The sequence below is a fragment of the Collinsella sp. TM05-38 genome, assembly GCF_003466445.1.
GTDB lineage: Bacteria > Actinomycetota > Coriobacteriia > Coriobacteriales > Coriobacteriaceae > Collinsella.
Genome location: NZ_QSPM01000010.1, coordinates 1 through 13,444, shown reverse-complemented (window position 1 = coordinate 13,444; position 13,444 = coordinate 1). Strand labels below are relative to the sequence as shown.

Sequence of the window (13,444 nt, the reverse complement as noted above, 5' to 3'; positions counted from 1 at the left end):
GATTTCACCATCGCCACACTCGTCCCAGGAACGCTACAATCGAGGACACGATTATTCGTCCATCCAAAGGACCGTTCTTGAACCTGAGTAAGCCTAAAATCAACGCGCTTCTGGCACTTGCGCTCTTTACCTTTGTCTTTCTTGCCGCCGAGTTTCGATTCGACATTAATGTCGGGCTGCTCGCCGGTGCCGAGCGTGTTGTGATTGCGCAGGGCTTCATCCTCGGCGCCAGCGTGATCGGCTTTATCGGATATGCGCCGCTGCTCGGGCTCGCACAGCGCAAAAGCCGGCCTCAGGCAGTTGTCAGCGCCGCCGTCCCCATCGCCATCTTGGGGTTGACTCAGATTCAGTCCCCCACGAGCCCGCTTGCGCTCGAGATTCTGGGATGCCTCGCATTCCTCGGACTCGGCCTACTGGGCGGCGCGGCACACCATGCCTTCGCAACGACATTCCAAGACGATCCCAAGCTCGCCACCGGTGCGGGAGCAGCCTATGCCGCGGGCATCCTGATACAGTTCGCCATCAACTCGCTCAATTGCGGCGGCATCGCAGAGCTCATCGTCCTTGGCACAGCGACGATCGCTATCTCCGCCCTCAGCGTCGTTCCCCAAAAGGCTGCTGAGAGCTCCAGCCCCGCCATCAATCCCTTTGTTGAGCCATCGCACGCCCTTGCCAAGCAGGCATGTTGGAGCATCGCGCTCGTCATGATTCTTGCCTGCTTGTTCTCGACCCTCGACAACGTGGTCACGTTCTCCAACGCCCACGGCACCATCGCCGTGCAGACCTGGCCGCGCCTCTTTTTGGCAGCGAGCGGTCTTGCCGCCGGTCTTATCTTTGATCTTGCCGAGCGTCGCTACATGGGACTCGTCATGTTCGGCGTCACGGTACTCTCCACCATTTCGATCTTAGCCGTCGAAGCAGGAGCCGATCCCAACCTGGGCCTCATTGTCTTTTACCTGAGCTCGGGCTTTTTTGTCACGTTCTTTACCGCCACGTTTACTCAGCTGGCACCGCGCATGCACGTGCCCGCCTTCTGGGCCGGCATGGGCCGTGCAGCCAATAACGTGTGCGCGTTCACCACGTCGGGCGTCTCGCTTGCGCTTGTGACCTCTGGCAACGTCGCCCTCATCATGATTGGCGCGGTCGTGCTTCTCGTCGCCGCCTGCGCGGCATTCGTTGCCGCGGGCCTATTCCGCCTGCCCCAAACCGAGCAGGAGCGCGAACATCAACAGCTTGCCGAGGAGGCGCTGGCAGCACCGAGTATCGAGGAGCAGCGTCAGGTCTTCATCACCGATCACGCTCTCACCCCACGCGAAGTTGACGTGCTGGTGGCTGTGACCCAAGATGAGCGCCCGCTCAAACAGGTCGCCGAGGAGCTTGGTATCTCGATGCGCATGGTACAGCGCCACCTGAGCTCCATTTATCAAAAGACCGACACGCAGACGCGCGCCGGTCTCACCAAGGCCTTTCCCTCGGCCTAAAACAAAAACCACCACAAAGGTGCCTGTCCCCTTTGTGGTGGTTTTGGTCGGCTAGCCTTCGAGCTGGGCCACTTTGTAGCGGTAGGCCGCCGCGATGACGTCTTTGCAGCCCTCGCGACCCAGCTTGGCGCGATTGACGACGATGTCTTTACCGCTCGTCATCTTCCACTTTCCGGCGCTATAGCGCTTATAGAACGCCTCGCGCGCCTTCTGCTGCTGTTTGACCAGCTTGGCGCCCTTCTTTTTGTTAAGGCCACGCTTCTTGCGCACAATCTCGACGCGGTCCTCAAAGGGTGCGGTCACCAACACGGCAATGTGGTTGGGGTTGTTGCGCAGCAGGTAATCGGACAGACGGCCTTCGATAATGCAGCTCTCGGTCTCGCCCAGATCCAAAATCACCTGGCTCATCTTTTGGAACAATTTATCCGAGTACGAACGCGCATCGTAGCGGTCGGGCAGAAACGCCATGTTCTCAACGGCCAGACGCTCGTCATAGGCGGCCATCTTATCGAGCGACTCGCCCGCGCGCAGCGATGCGCGCACCAGCAGCTCGTTATCGTACAGCGGAATCCCCAACTCGTCGGCAAGCATGCGGCCAATCTCGTGGCCCTCGGCGCCAAAGTCGCGCGCGATGGTAATGACCACAGGATTCTTCTTGTTCTCCAGATCGCTCATCGCGATTCCTTTCTAACAAATGAGAAAAAGGCAGTCTCTGTTTCCCATTTTGTCACTTACGCCGGTCCTGGTTTCCCAAGTGCGGCAGATTGCCCCGAAAGAGGAGCGCCGCGTACTAAATGTACGCAAGCGACGATTGAGGGGCAAGGTGCCGTGCTTGGGGAAGCAGGACTATGCGGCCACGATACGACGTTGATATGCCCTCACCAGCAACGAGATACCAAAGTTGAGCACAAAGTACATCGCAAACACCAGGCCGTAGAGCATAAGCACCTGCGACAGGTCGATCGCATGGGCCATCACGACGTTTGCCGTGTACATGAGCTCGGCCACGTTAATGCCCGAAAGATACGAGCTGTCCTTGATGACGGTCGTGCACTGGCTGAACAGCGCCGGAATGATCGTCTTAAACGTCTGCGGCAGAATGATGTAGCGCATGGTGGCAAAAAAGCCAAAACCCTGGCTCTGCGCTGCCTCAAACTGGCCGCGCGGAATCGAGTTGAGGCCGCCGCGCACAATCTCGGCCATAACAGCGCTGGTAAACAGCGTAAAGGCTATGGTCGAGATCACAATGTCCAAACCCTGCACCGTAAAGTAGATAAACAGAATCCACAGCAGGTTCGGCGTACAACGGAACAGCTCGATATAGGCGCTCACCAAAATACGGAACGGGCGAGGCGCATAGCTTTTAACGAGCGCTAGCACCGTGCCAAAGATGAGCGAGAAAAAGATCGACAGCGCCGAGATCTCGATGGTCTTAACAAAGCCGCCCCAAATGTAGAGCAGGTTGGTCGCGTTGAAGATTTCCATGCGCTAGGCCTCCTCTACGTTGTCGAGCCCCAGCTCGGCCAGGCTCACGCCGCGCGGACGCTCCTTGGAGCGGCGCTCGAGCCACTGCACCAGCATGGCGAGCGGAAAGCAGATGATGAAGTACATAAGGCAGCAGACGATGTATCCCTGCAGGTAACCGTACAGACTCACAAAGTTGTCGGAACGGTACATAAGGTCGCCACCGGCTACGAGCGCCAGCACCGACGTGTTCTTGACCAAGTTGAGCGCCTGATTACACAGCGGCGGCAGGATGATCTTGAACGTCTGGGGCAGCACGATGTACCAGTAAGCCTGCGCGCGGGTGAAGCCCTGGCTCTGGGCCGCCTCCATCTGACCGCGCGGAACGGCCTCGATGCCGGTGCGGATGACCTCCGAGATGTAGGCCGCGTGGTACAGGCCCACACCCAAGAAGCCCAGCACAAACGGCGCGATGCGCACCGGCTGGTCGGCGCCGGTTATGGCCTGCAAAAACTGCGGGCCGGCCATGTACATAAAGAGTACCTGCACGGGCAGCGGAGTGTTCTGGTAAAACTCCACGTACACGCGGCTGATGGCACGCAGCACGCGCGAACGGGTGGTCGAGAACACGCCCAGCAGCGTGCCCAGCGCCAGCGACAACAGCAGACCGGCAACAACCACCTGCAGCGTCACGCCAAAGCCCTCCCAGAAGGGCCCCATGTTTTGAAATGTCGTCGACCAGCGATCGGCGTCAAACAATCCTTCGAGCATTTGATTCCTTCCTTGGACGATGCGCCTACACAAGACCCCAGGTCTTGACCTCTTGATCGAGCCAGCCGTCGGCCAGGCGATCGCAGACCACCCGATCGACCACGGCCGAAAGGTCGCAGTCCTTCTTGGTCGCCACGCCGTAGCCCTGCTCGCCAAACTTGATCTCGGGCTGCAGCAGCTCGACGGTCTCATTCATATAGCCGGCCAGCGTGGAGCGGTCCATGGCAAAGACGTCGATATTGCCGGCGTCGAGCGAACTCTTGATGATGGGATAGCCACTAAAGGCCCTAAATTCGGGCTCGCAGCTAAAGCCGTTATCCTTGATCATCTGCTCGATCAGGCCCTGTGTGGTGGCACCCTGGCTCACGCCGATGACCTTGCCGTCCAGGTCCTCAATCGAGGAAAAGCCCGAACGCTTCTTGACCATGAGTCCCACGTAGTCGGTGCGATACGGCGTCGAGAAATCCCAGCTCTTCTTGCGCTCGTCGGTGATGGTGTAGGTCGCCGCGACCACATCGAGTTGGCCGTTGTCGATCAGCGGGCCGCGCGTCTTGGGCGTTACGTCGGTAAACTCGACAAGCTCCTGGGCGCGGGCCTCCTTGTAGCTCACATCAAAGACGGCGGCGGCAATCTGGTAGCACAAATCGACTTCCATGCCCTCAAAGCGACCCTTGGCGGTGTCGTAATAGCCGTAGCCGGGAACGTCCTTCTTAACGCCGGCATTCAGATGACCGCGCGACTTGATGGCCGCAAGCTTGGAGCCCTTGTCGGAGGCCTCGCCGCTGGTGGAGTTGCCGCAACCGGTGAGCGCGGTCCCCGTCAGCGCGAGCATGCCAGCGCCCGCCAGCTGCAAAAAGTGACGGCGCGACACGGCCGCCCTCGTCATATCCGTCATGTCCATCACCGCGCCTAATGCAGAATCTTGGACAGGAACTCGCGGCAGCGCGGGTTCTCGGGGTTATCGAAGAAGTGCTCGGGCGTGCCCTCCTCCAGGATGCGGCCGTCCTCCATAAAGATGACGCGGTCGGCCACCTGGCGCGCAAAGCCCATCTCATGCGTCACGCAGATCATGGTGATGTCCTCCTGCGCGAGCTCAATCATAACGTCGAGCACCTCCTGCACCATCTCGGGGTCGAGCGCCGAGGTCGGCTCGTCAAACAGGATGATGGGCTGCTTGGTGCACAGGGCACGGGCGATGGCGATGCGCTGCTGCTGACCGCCCGAGAGGTTTTGCGGATACTCGCCGGCCTTATGCGCCATGCCGACGCGCTTGAGCGCGGCGATGGCGATCTCGGTCGCCTCCTCCTTGCTCTTCTTTTGCAGCTTGATGGGCGCGAGCGTCAGGTTGCCGAGCACCGTCATGTTGGGATACAGGTTGAACTGCTGAAACACCATGGAGCTGTACTTGCGAGCCATCTCCAGGTGATTCTTCTTGGTGAGCGGCGTACCGTCGATGATGACCTCGCCCGATGTGGGCTCCTCCAGATAGTCGACGCAACGGATGAGCGTCGACTTGCCCGAACCGGAAGGCCCGATCATTACGAGCTTCTCGCCGCGCTTGACGGTGAGGTTGATATCTTTGAGCACATGCAGGTCGCCAAAGTACTTGTTGAGATGCTTGATCTCGATCATGTCTGCCATGAATGCCCCTTCCCTGCGTTTACACGAATTGCATCATTGTACGGAAAGAATCGCGTTTCCGCAGCCCACACTGCACCCCCGTAAAGAACCCGCAATCTTCCACCCACTCGTTGGCACCCATTGGGGACAGACTTAAATGAGTACCTGCTCATTGGGCACTCATTTAAGTCTGTCCCCAATGGGTGCCCCACCAAAAAGGGGCGCGACCATGACGGCCACGCCCCTCAAGACCCGAAAATAATACAACCGCCCTTGTTGAGCATAAGTCAGCGAAAACCCGTACACGCGAGCAAGGTGACGTGAAATGAAAGGGCGCAGACCTTATGGTCGCGCCCTTGAAATTGAACGTCAGATTGCCGTGTTTGCGGGTTTGCAGCGTCGAGCCGTTACGCGGTTTGGTAAAACCGCGTAACAAATTACGCCAATTTCGCTCCGACGATCTTTGCCGCAGCCGGCTTGTCGAAGTTGCCGCCGGTGGCCTTGCCGAGTGCACCCATGACCTGGCCCATCTGCTTCTTGGACGTGGCGCCCAGCTCGGCGATGACCTGCTCGATCAGGGCCTCGAGTTCCTCGCCCGAAACCTGCGCGGGCAGCAGGCTCTCCAGAATCTTGACCTGCTCGGTCAGGTTGTCGGTACGCTCTTGGTCGGTGCCGGCCTTGATGGACATCTCCAGCGTCTCGCTTGTCTGCTTGATCAGACGTTTGATCATGCTGTTGACGTCTTCCTCGGTCACGTCGCGGCGCTCATTGACCTCGATGTTCTTCACCTCAGCCTTAACCTGGCGAATGATAGACAGGCGAACCCTGTCCTTGGCCTTCATGGCCGCAATCATTTCCTTCTGCAGCTCTTCGTTGGTCATCTGCAAATCCTCCTCAATAGTGCGGGCGGCACTCACACGAGCGCCGCCCCATGATTACTCAGTCGTCGACGAATCGTCGGTCGAACTCTTGGTGACGCCCTTCAGGCTGACGTTGTACGGCACGTCCTTGGGCATGGGGTTAACGGTAATGTCGGCATCCTTCTTGTACTGCTCCAGCCACTCGCTATACGCAGTGCTCTCTGCCTGCGTCTTCACCACGTTGGAGACGTACTTTTTGATGGCCTTGGGCACCTGGTTGATGTCATCGACCTGATTATCGACATGGAAGTAGTCGGTGCACTTGATGATGTGATAGCCGTACGTCGACTCGACCACGTCGCTCACATCGCCCTTGTTGAGCCCCTCGAGTGCCGCCTGGTAGCTGTCGACGAAGGTGGTGAGCTTGTCCCAGCCCACGTCACCCTTCTTCTCCTTGGAGCCGGTGTCGTCGGAATACTGCTTCACGGCGTCTTCAAAGCTCAGCTCGCCGGAGTTGATCTTGTCCAGGCACTCCTGCGCCTTAGCCTTGGCGGCAGCCTTGTCCTCGTCGGATGCGTCGGAATCGACCTTGATCAGGATGTTCGACGAGCGGCGGGCATCGTTGTAGTTCGACAGATTCTCGTTGATGTAATCGACGATCTCGCTGTCCTTGGGCTTGCTGGTGGGCGCCACGGCATCTTTGAGCTTTTGCTGCGCCAGGCTCTCCTTGAGCGAGCTCTTATAGGTGTCCTCGGTGTAGCCGTAGGTCTTAAGGGTCTTCTTAAAGGCCTTGGCACCGCCCGCGCTCTTGCACGCGTCCTTCCAAGCCTTCTCGACCTCCTCGTCCGACACCGTCACGCCGTTCTCCTTCTGTGCCTGTTGAAGCAGAATCTGCTGCGTGTAGGAGTCGATGAGTTGCTTGCGGTACTTCTTGGGCGTGAGGTCGTTGTCGACCAGATACTGCGCCCAGTCCTTGTCCTTGGTGTAGCCGTAGGACGTGCGCATGCTCATGATCTGCTTGGTCACGGTGTCCTCGGTAAGGTTGGTGCCGTTGATAGTGGCAGCCACACCACCGGTAAGCTTGTAGCCCGAGGTATCCTCTGCTTGCGACATAAGGCCGGAGCACGCCATGGCCGAGACGGAAAGCAGCATCGCCAGCACGCCGATGACCACCAGAACGATCTTGACGGTCTTAGACACGTACGTCTTGCGCTGCTTCTTACGAGAGTTGGAGGCAGCGCGAGCCTGCTGCTCGGGCGTCGGCGCGGCCTCGGAGTTCTTTTTCTTATTTGCCATGTTTGGCCTTTCGCATAACGAATCGAACAAACGCCATTGTGTCACAACGCGGCCCCCGCGACAAAGGGGGCAACCCTGGCACTTGGGGACGTTCCTTTTCTGCCGGCAGTTAGGGACTGTCCCCAAGTGCCGGCTTTAAAAGTGGCGGCGGATGGCGTCGACCATGCCTTGAGGTGTGGTCTGGCCGAGCACATCGGCCGCGACATCCGCGTCCATAAAGATGTTCATGAGCGCCTGCAGGGCCTCGACCTGGCCGCCCGGCTCGGCGATGCCCAGATTGATGACGATCTGCGCCGGCACCGGAGCGCCCATGCCAGCCATAGCGTTAAATGTTACGGGTGCGGCGGGCTTTACCACCGCGATATAGGGCTTGGCTACAAACCCCGGATCGGTATGCGGAATGGCGATATTTGCCACCGGCATGGCAAGACCCGTGGGATAGGCATCCTCGCGCATGCGGACGGCATCGAGCCAACCGGGCGCAGTGTAGCCGCGAGGCGCAAGCTCGTCCTCGAGCCGCGCAAACACCTCATCCGGCGTCGCGCACTCCCAATCAAAAAACACCAGCTCAGGCGTAAACAGCGCTTCGTTATCCACCGTGCGCTCACCTCTCTCACCTAGTCACCTGCGACGTTCTTAAACGACTAGTCATTCAAGAACGTCGCAGGTGACTACCTAAAACAAAAGGTGGCCACGCGCGCCTTGGCGCCAATGACCACCCTGACTACTCGGCTAAATTGTACTGTGCGCCGCTAGCCGCGTGCCGCGTCAATTGCGACCTTGCCGCTCTCCAGCACGTGGACGCGGCCGTCGGCGAGCATCTGGACCACCTCGGGATACAGCACATGCTCGATCGCGTGGATGTGCTCCTCGAGCGTGTCGACGTCCCAGCCTTCCTCGACAGCCAGCGCACGCTGGGCGATGATGGGACCGTTGTCGTAGATCTCGTTGGCAAAGTGCACGGTCACACCGGTCACCTTGACGCCGCGCGCAAAGGCATCGTCGATCGCATGCGCGCCGGTAAAGCTCGGCAGCAGCGCCGGATGCAGATTTACCACGCGGTTGGGGAACGCCGCCAGCAGGGGCGTGCGGACCATGCGCATGTAGCCGGCCATGACCACATACTCGCAACCGCGTTCGAGCAGCTCGTGCGCGATGATCTCGTCGGCGGCAATAGGGTCGGCATAGACATCCTTGGACAGCGTGAGCGTCTGAATGCCCGCACGCTCGGCACGCTGCAGGCCCTTGGCCGAAGGACGGCTCGAGACCACCAGCTCAATCGAAGCATTGAGCTTGCCAGCGGCGATCAGGTCGATCAGCGCCTGCAGATTGGTGCCAGAGCCGCTGATGAGCACACCGATCTTGAGCGGCTCGGCCGTATCAGTGCCGGTTGGACGGGTGTAGGGCACAAAGCCCAGACCTTCGCCGGCAGTCACCTGCCCGTTAGCGCTCATCGGAGTACACAACCTTACCGGAGCCCTCGACGCACTCGCCTACGCGGAACGGCTTCTCGCCCAGCGCGACCAGGGCCTCGGTAACCGCGGCCTCGTCCTCGGGGGCGACGATCAGGCACAGGCCAACGCCCATGTTGAAGGTCTTGCACGCCTCGTTGGGCGCGAGCTCAGCCTGGCGCGACACGTAGGTGATGACGGGCGGAACGTCCCAGCCCATCTCAGCGCCATTGCGGGTGACCACGGCGTCGACGTCGTCGGCGAGCGCGCGGTTGAGGTTCTCGGTAATACCGCCGCCGGTGATGTGGGCAATCGCGTGCACCGGAGCGCCGCCGCGCAGCAGCTCAAGAATCGGCTTGACGTAGATGCGCGTGGGAGCGAGCAGGGCGTCAGCGAGCGATGCGCCGCCGAGCTCCTCGAGCGGACGGCTCAGCTCCTCGGCCTTAGCGGCGGCCTCGGGCGTGCCCGGCTTAATGCCGTCGACGCCGATGACCTTGCGCACGAGCGAGTAGCCGTTGGAGTGCACGCCGGTGGAAGGCAGGCCCAGGATTACATCGCCCGGGCGGACGTTTGCGGGGTCGAGCATCTTGGGACGGTCGACGACACCCACGGTAAAGCCGGCGAGGTCGTAATCGGCGGGGGCCATGACGCCCGGGTGCTCGGCCATCTCGCCGCCCACAAGCGCGCAGCCCGCGAGCTTACAGCCATCGGCCACGCCCTTGATGATCTTTGCCATGTGCTCGGCCTCGATGTGACCGATGGCAACGTAGTCCAGGAAGAACAGCGGCTCGGCGCCCGAAGCCAGAATGTCGTTGACGCACATAGCGACCAGGTCCTGACCCACCGTCTCGTGACGGTCCATGATCTGGGCGAGCACGAGCTTGGTGCCCACGCCGTCGGTGCCGCTGATCAGGATCGGGTCTTCCATATCCTTAAGCGCGGCAGCCGAGAACAGGCCACCGAAGCCGCCAATGCCGCCGATAACCTCGGGGCGATTGGTGTCCTTGACCATCTGCTTAATCGCGTCGACGGCGCGGCCGCCCTCGGCGGTATCGACGCCGGCATCCTCATACGTCACATGCTTGCTGTCGCTCATCTGAGCCTTCCTCTCCCATTACCGTGGCGCCGCGCGGGCGCCAAACGGTGCTCATAGTTGCGTTCATTTCGGCGCGCGCCATAACAGCACGCGCCGCCATATCAACAAAACAGCAGGTAAAACCTACCAAAATAAACCTGTCCCTTTTTGGCAGGCTTTAGGCCTCGCCGTGTTCCTCTTCCCAGCTGCGGTCGTCGTATTTCTCGACCACGGCGTCGTCGTCAAAGTGCAGCGGCTTGTCCAGGTTGCGGGGCTTAAAGCCCTCCATAAATTTGTCGCGGCCAAAGCTCTCGGGAATCGCCACGGGATAGCGGCCGGTAAAGCATGCATCGCAATAGCCGCCCTTGGGCATGACCTTCAGCAGGCCCTCGACCGAAAGGAAGGCCAGCGAATCGGCGCCAATGTACTCGCAGATCTCATCGACCGTCTTGTTGGCACTGATGAGCTGCGACTGCACGTCGGTATCGATGCCGTAGAAGCACGGCCAAATGACCTCGGGCGAGTTGATGCGAATGTGAATCTCCTTGGCGCCGGCGTTACGCAGCATCTTGACGAGCTGCACCATGGTGGTGCCGCGCACGATGGAGTCGTCGATGACGACCAGGCGCTTGCCCTCGATGTTGTCGCGCAGCGGGTTGAGCTTCATGCGCACGCCCATGGCGCGCAGCTCCTGCGTGGGCTCGATAAACGTACGGCCCACATAGCGATTCTTGATGAGGCCCTCGCCAAAGGGAATGCCGCTCTCGTGCGAATACCCCTCCGCGGGCGGCAGGCCGGAGTCGGGCACGCCGATGACCAGATCAGCCTCGACGGGCTCCTCGTGTGCCAGCTGGCGACCCATGTCGTAGCGGCAGGCGTAGACGCTCTTGCCGTTCATGATGGAGTCGGGGCGGGCGAAGTAGACCTGCTCAAAGATGCAGTTGGCAGGCTCTTCGGCTGCAGGTACGCCCTGCTCGGATACCAGGCCCTCGGCGCTGATGCGCAAAATCTCACCGGGGCGGACATCACGGACGTACTCGGCACCCACGATGTCGAGCGCACAGGTCTCCGAGGCAACGACCCAGCCGCCAGCGCGCGTGACATGGGTGGTGGCGTCGACCGTCGCGGCGTCGTCTTGCGACGGCAGCTGCGAAACGGATGCGGCATCGGCTTGGTCCAGGCCCTCGTCCACGAGCTTGCCCAGCACCAGCGGGCGAATGCCGTGCGGGTCGCGGAAGGCATAGAGCGCCTGCTCATTGATGAGCGTCATGGCGTAGCCGCCGCGCACGAGTTCCATGGTCTTACGAATGCCCTCGCGCAGATGGCCTGTACGCTGAGTAAAGTAGCCGATGAGCTTGGTCGCGACCTCGGAATCCGAATTGGAGAGGAACGGCACGCCCAGCTCGATCAGCTGGCGGCGCAGCTCGTCGGTGTTGACCAGCGTGCCGTTGTGAGCAAGCGCGATAATGACGCTGTTGATGGTAGAAAGATGCGGCTGAGAGGCTTCCCAGCTCTTGGCACCGGCGGTGCCATAGCGCACGTGGCCCACGGCCAGCTGGCCGGAGAGCGTCGACAGGTCGGCGTTGGAGAACACGCGGTCGAGCAGGCCCAGATCCTTGCGGACCATAACCGTGCCGCCGTCACCCACGGCGATTCCCGCCGATTCCTGGCCACGGTGCTGCAGCGCACGCAGGCCAAAGTACGTCAGTCGAGCCACGTCGCGATCGGGCGCCCATACGCCGAAAATGCCACATTCCTCATGCAGCTGGTCGGAGTCCGGATCATACGTCGACATGGTGTTCACCTGTCCCGCGGCACGCTCGGCCGCGCGGATGGTTTCTTGAGACATGGCATCCCCTCAGAGCCTCGTATTTTGGCGTTACCCACCTTATTATACGCACGGCAGGACAAGCACTCCCGCGCATGAACAGCGCTTTTTAAAAGCCCACCGAGCTAATAATCAGTTTTGTAGCCAAACATTTTATCGGTCTGTCCAGCGCAAGCGCCCGCTCCCCCAGATGGCCGCCGTGTCCACCGTTGGGGATTACAAAGTTGCAATTGGGTCGTTTGTCCTGTCTTTTGGCAGGTCGGCGGCGTATCCTTATAACCTGCAACAAAGCGAGAAAGGTTATGTATGGATCGAAATGAACTCGACCCCAGCGTCCCCAGCGCCACCGAGGTCAAGAAGATCCCCCTGATCATTAAGGTGTACGCCGCCCTGTGCATTCTGTCCGGCGTGGGCACGCTCCCGTCGGTCGCCGCCTTTATGTGGCAGGTCATCACCGCGCTCATCACCGGCAACACCGCCGCCAAGCTCGGCGACAACACGCTCGTCGCGGTTGGACTCATCGTCGCCGGCATCATGCTCTCTGCGGCAAGTGCCGTCATCCTGATCATCTTTGGCCTGGACCTTATCAAAAACCAGCGCCGCAACGCCGCGCGCCTGTCCTATATCCTTATCGCATTTACCGTCGTTGAGCTTTTGGTCGACGTGATGCTCCAGGGTATCGGGCCGTTCTTGCTGCGCCCCGCCATCCAGCTCGGCATCCTCGTCGCGCTTTCGGCCACCGTCGACCCCACGCTTCGTCAGGAGCGCGAGCTGCAGCGCCGCCTGCAGGAGATGCTCGATCGCGACGCCGCCGCCGAGGGCATGCTCGGCCGCGATGAGACCGGCGAAGGCTACATCAAGCTCAACTACTTCAACCTGTTCTGGGTATTCTTTGTCTGCTGCGTACTCGGCCTGATCCTGGAGGACATCTGGCATATGACGGTCGACGACCCGGGCGTCTACCAGAACCGCGCCGGCATGCTGTTTGGCCCCTTCAGCCCCATCTACGGATTTGGCGCCGTACTCATGACCATGGTGCTCAACCGCTTCTACAAAAAGAACCCCATCATTATCTTTTTGGTGAGTGCCCTACTTGGCGCAAGCTTTGAGGTGTTCGTGGGCTGGTTTATGCAGACCTCGTTCGGTGTGGTCTCGTGGAACTACTCGCACATGAAGCTCTTTGGCATGCCCGACCCACTCGCCGTCCTTACCGGCGGACGCACCTGCACGGGCTTTGCCTGCCTGTGGGGCCTGGGTGGCCTCATCTGGATCAAGCTGCTGCTGCCGAGGCTGCTCAATCTCATCAACATGATTCCGTGGAAGAGCCGCTACTCCGCTACCGTCATCTTCACCATCATTATGCTGGTCGACGGCGTCATGACGCTGCAGTCGCTCGATTACTGGTACCAGCGCGTCAACGGCACGGTCAGCGATATTCCCGTTGCGCAGTTCTACGGCACGTACTTCGATAATGAGTATATGGAAAATCGTTTCCAGAGCATGACCATGAGCCCCAAGGATGCGACGCGCGTGTAGCGTCCACCGCGCCCAAAACGCAAGGCTCTGTTAGACCAGGATTGACATACATGTGTCCCCAC

At 60.2% G+C, this 13,444-nt stretch carries 13 protein-coding genes; 2 read left to right on the top strand and 11 right to left on the bottom strand.

What is annotated here, in order from left to right; genetic code table 11:
- The first annotated feature begins 77 nt into the window (after window positions 1–77).
- Window positions 78–1,481, top strand: a complete 1,404-nt coding sequence (locus tag DXD49_RS06800) for a helix-turn-helix transcriptional regulator (protein ID WP_117794573.1) — start codon at window positions 78–80, stop codon at window positions 1,479–1,481.
- A 51-nt stretch (window positions 1,482–1,532) separates the two neighbouring features.
- Here DXD49_RS06800 and DXD49_RS06795 read toward each other — a convergent pair whose 3' ends face one another.
- From DXD49_RS06795 to DXD49_RS06745, 11 genes are all read right to left on the bottom strand, one after another.
- Window positions 1,533–2,156 carry an AAA family ATPase gene (locus DXD49_RS06795; RefSeq protein WP_055251542.1) on the bottom strand — a complete coding sequence of 208 codons (624 nt, stop codon included), beginning with the start codon at window positions 2,154–2,156 and terminating at the stop codon, window positions 1,533–1,535.
- A gap of 171 nt (window positions 2,157–2,327) precedes the next feature.
- Window positions 2,328–2,966: an amino acid ABC transporter permease gene (locus tag DXD49_RS06790; protein WP_055285379.1), complete on the bottom strand. Its 639-nt coding sequence runs from the start codon at window positions 2,964–2,966 to the stop codon at window positions 2,328–2,330.
- A 3-nt stretch (window positions 2,967–2,969) separates the two neighbouring features.
- Window positions 2,970–3,716, bottom strand: a complete 747-nt coding sequence (locus DXD49_RS06785) for an amino acid ABC transporter permease (protein ID WP_117743673.1) — start codon at window positions 3,714–3,716, stop codon at window positions 2,970–2,972.
- 25 nt (window positions 3,717–3,741) lie between these two features.
- Window positions 3,742–4,617: a transporter substrate-binding domain-containing protein gene (locus DXD49_RS06780; protein WP_117794572.1), complete on the bottom strand. Its 876-nt coding sequence runs from the start codon at window positions 4,615–4,617 to the stop codon at window positions 3,742–3,744.
- Between the two features lie 8 nt (window positions 4,618–4,625).
- Window positions 4,626–5,357: an amino acid ABC transporter ATP-binding protein gene (locus DXD49_RS06775; protein ID WP_055251548.1), complete on the bottom strand. Its 732-nt coding sequence runs from the start codon at window positions 5,355–5,357 to the stop codon at window positions 4,626–4,628.
- Between the two features lie 416 nt (window positions 5,358–5,773).
- The gene (locus DXD49_RS06770; RefSeq protein ID WP_117743340.1) at window positions 5,774–6,217 is read right to left on the bottom strand and encodes a GatB/YqeY domain-containing protein; all 444 of its coding nucleotides are present in this window, start codon (window positions 6,215–6,217) and stop codon (window positions 5,774–5,776) included.
- A gap of 54 nt (window positions 6,218–6,271) precedes the next feature.
- Entirely contained in the window at window positions 6,272–7,492 is a 1,221-nt protein-coding gene (locus DXD49_RS06765) for a peptidylprolyl isomerase (protein WP_117743341.1), read from the bottom strand.
- 135 nt (window positions 7,493–7,627) lie between these two features.
- The gene (locus DXD49_RS06760) at window positions 7,628–8,089 is read right to left on the bottom strand and encodes a PTS sugar transporter subunit IIA (RefSeq protein ID WP_117794571.1); all 462 of its coding nucleotides are present in this window, start codon (window positions 8,087–8,089) and stop codon (window positions 7,628–7,630) included.
- A 155-nt stretch (window positions 8,090–8,244) separates the two neighbouring features.
- Complete coding sequence (gene purN / locus DXD49_RS06755) at window positions 8,245–8,946, bottom strand: phosphoribosylglycinamide formyltransferase (RefSeq protein ID WP_117794570.1); 702 nt, start codon at window positions 8,944–8,946, stop codon at window positions 8,245–8,247.
- A complete protein-coding gene (gene purM / locus DXD49_RS06750; protein WP_117655823.1) occupies window positions 8,936–10,039 on the bottom strand; it encodes a phosphoribosylformylglycinamidine cyclo-ligase in 1,104 nt (367 codons plus the stop codon). Before purM ends, purN begins: the two co-directional genes overlap by 11 nt.
- 157 nt (window positions 10,040–10,196) lie before the next feature.
- Complete coding sequence (locus DXD49_RS06745; RefSeq protein WP_117743345.1) at window positions 10,197–11,867, bottom strand: amidophosphoribosyltransferase; 1,671 nt, start codon at window positions 11,865–11,867, stop codon at window positions 10,197–10,199.
- 285 nt (window positions 11,868–12,152) lie between these two features.
- Between DXD49_RS06745 and DXD49_RS06740 the strand changes: the two genes are divergently transcribed.
- Entirely contained in the window at window positions 12,153–13,382 is a 1,230-nt protein-coding gene (locus DXD49_RS06740) for a putative ABC transporter permease (RefSeq protein WP_117743346.1), read from the top strand.
- Window positions 13,383–13,444 lie beyond the last annotated feature (62 nt).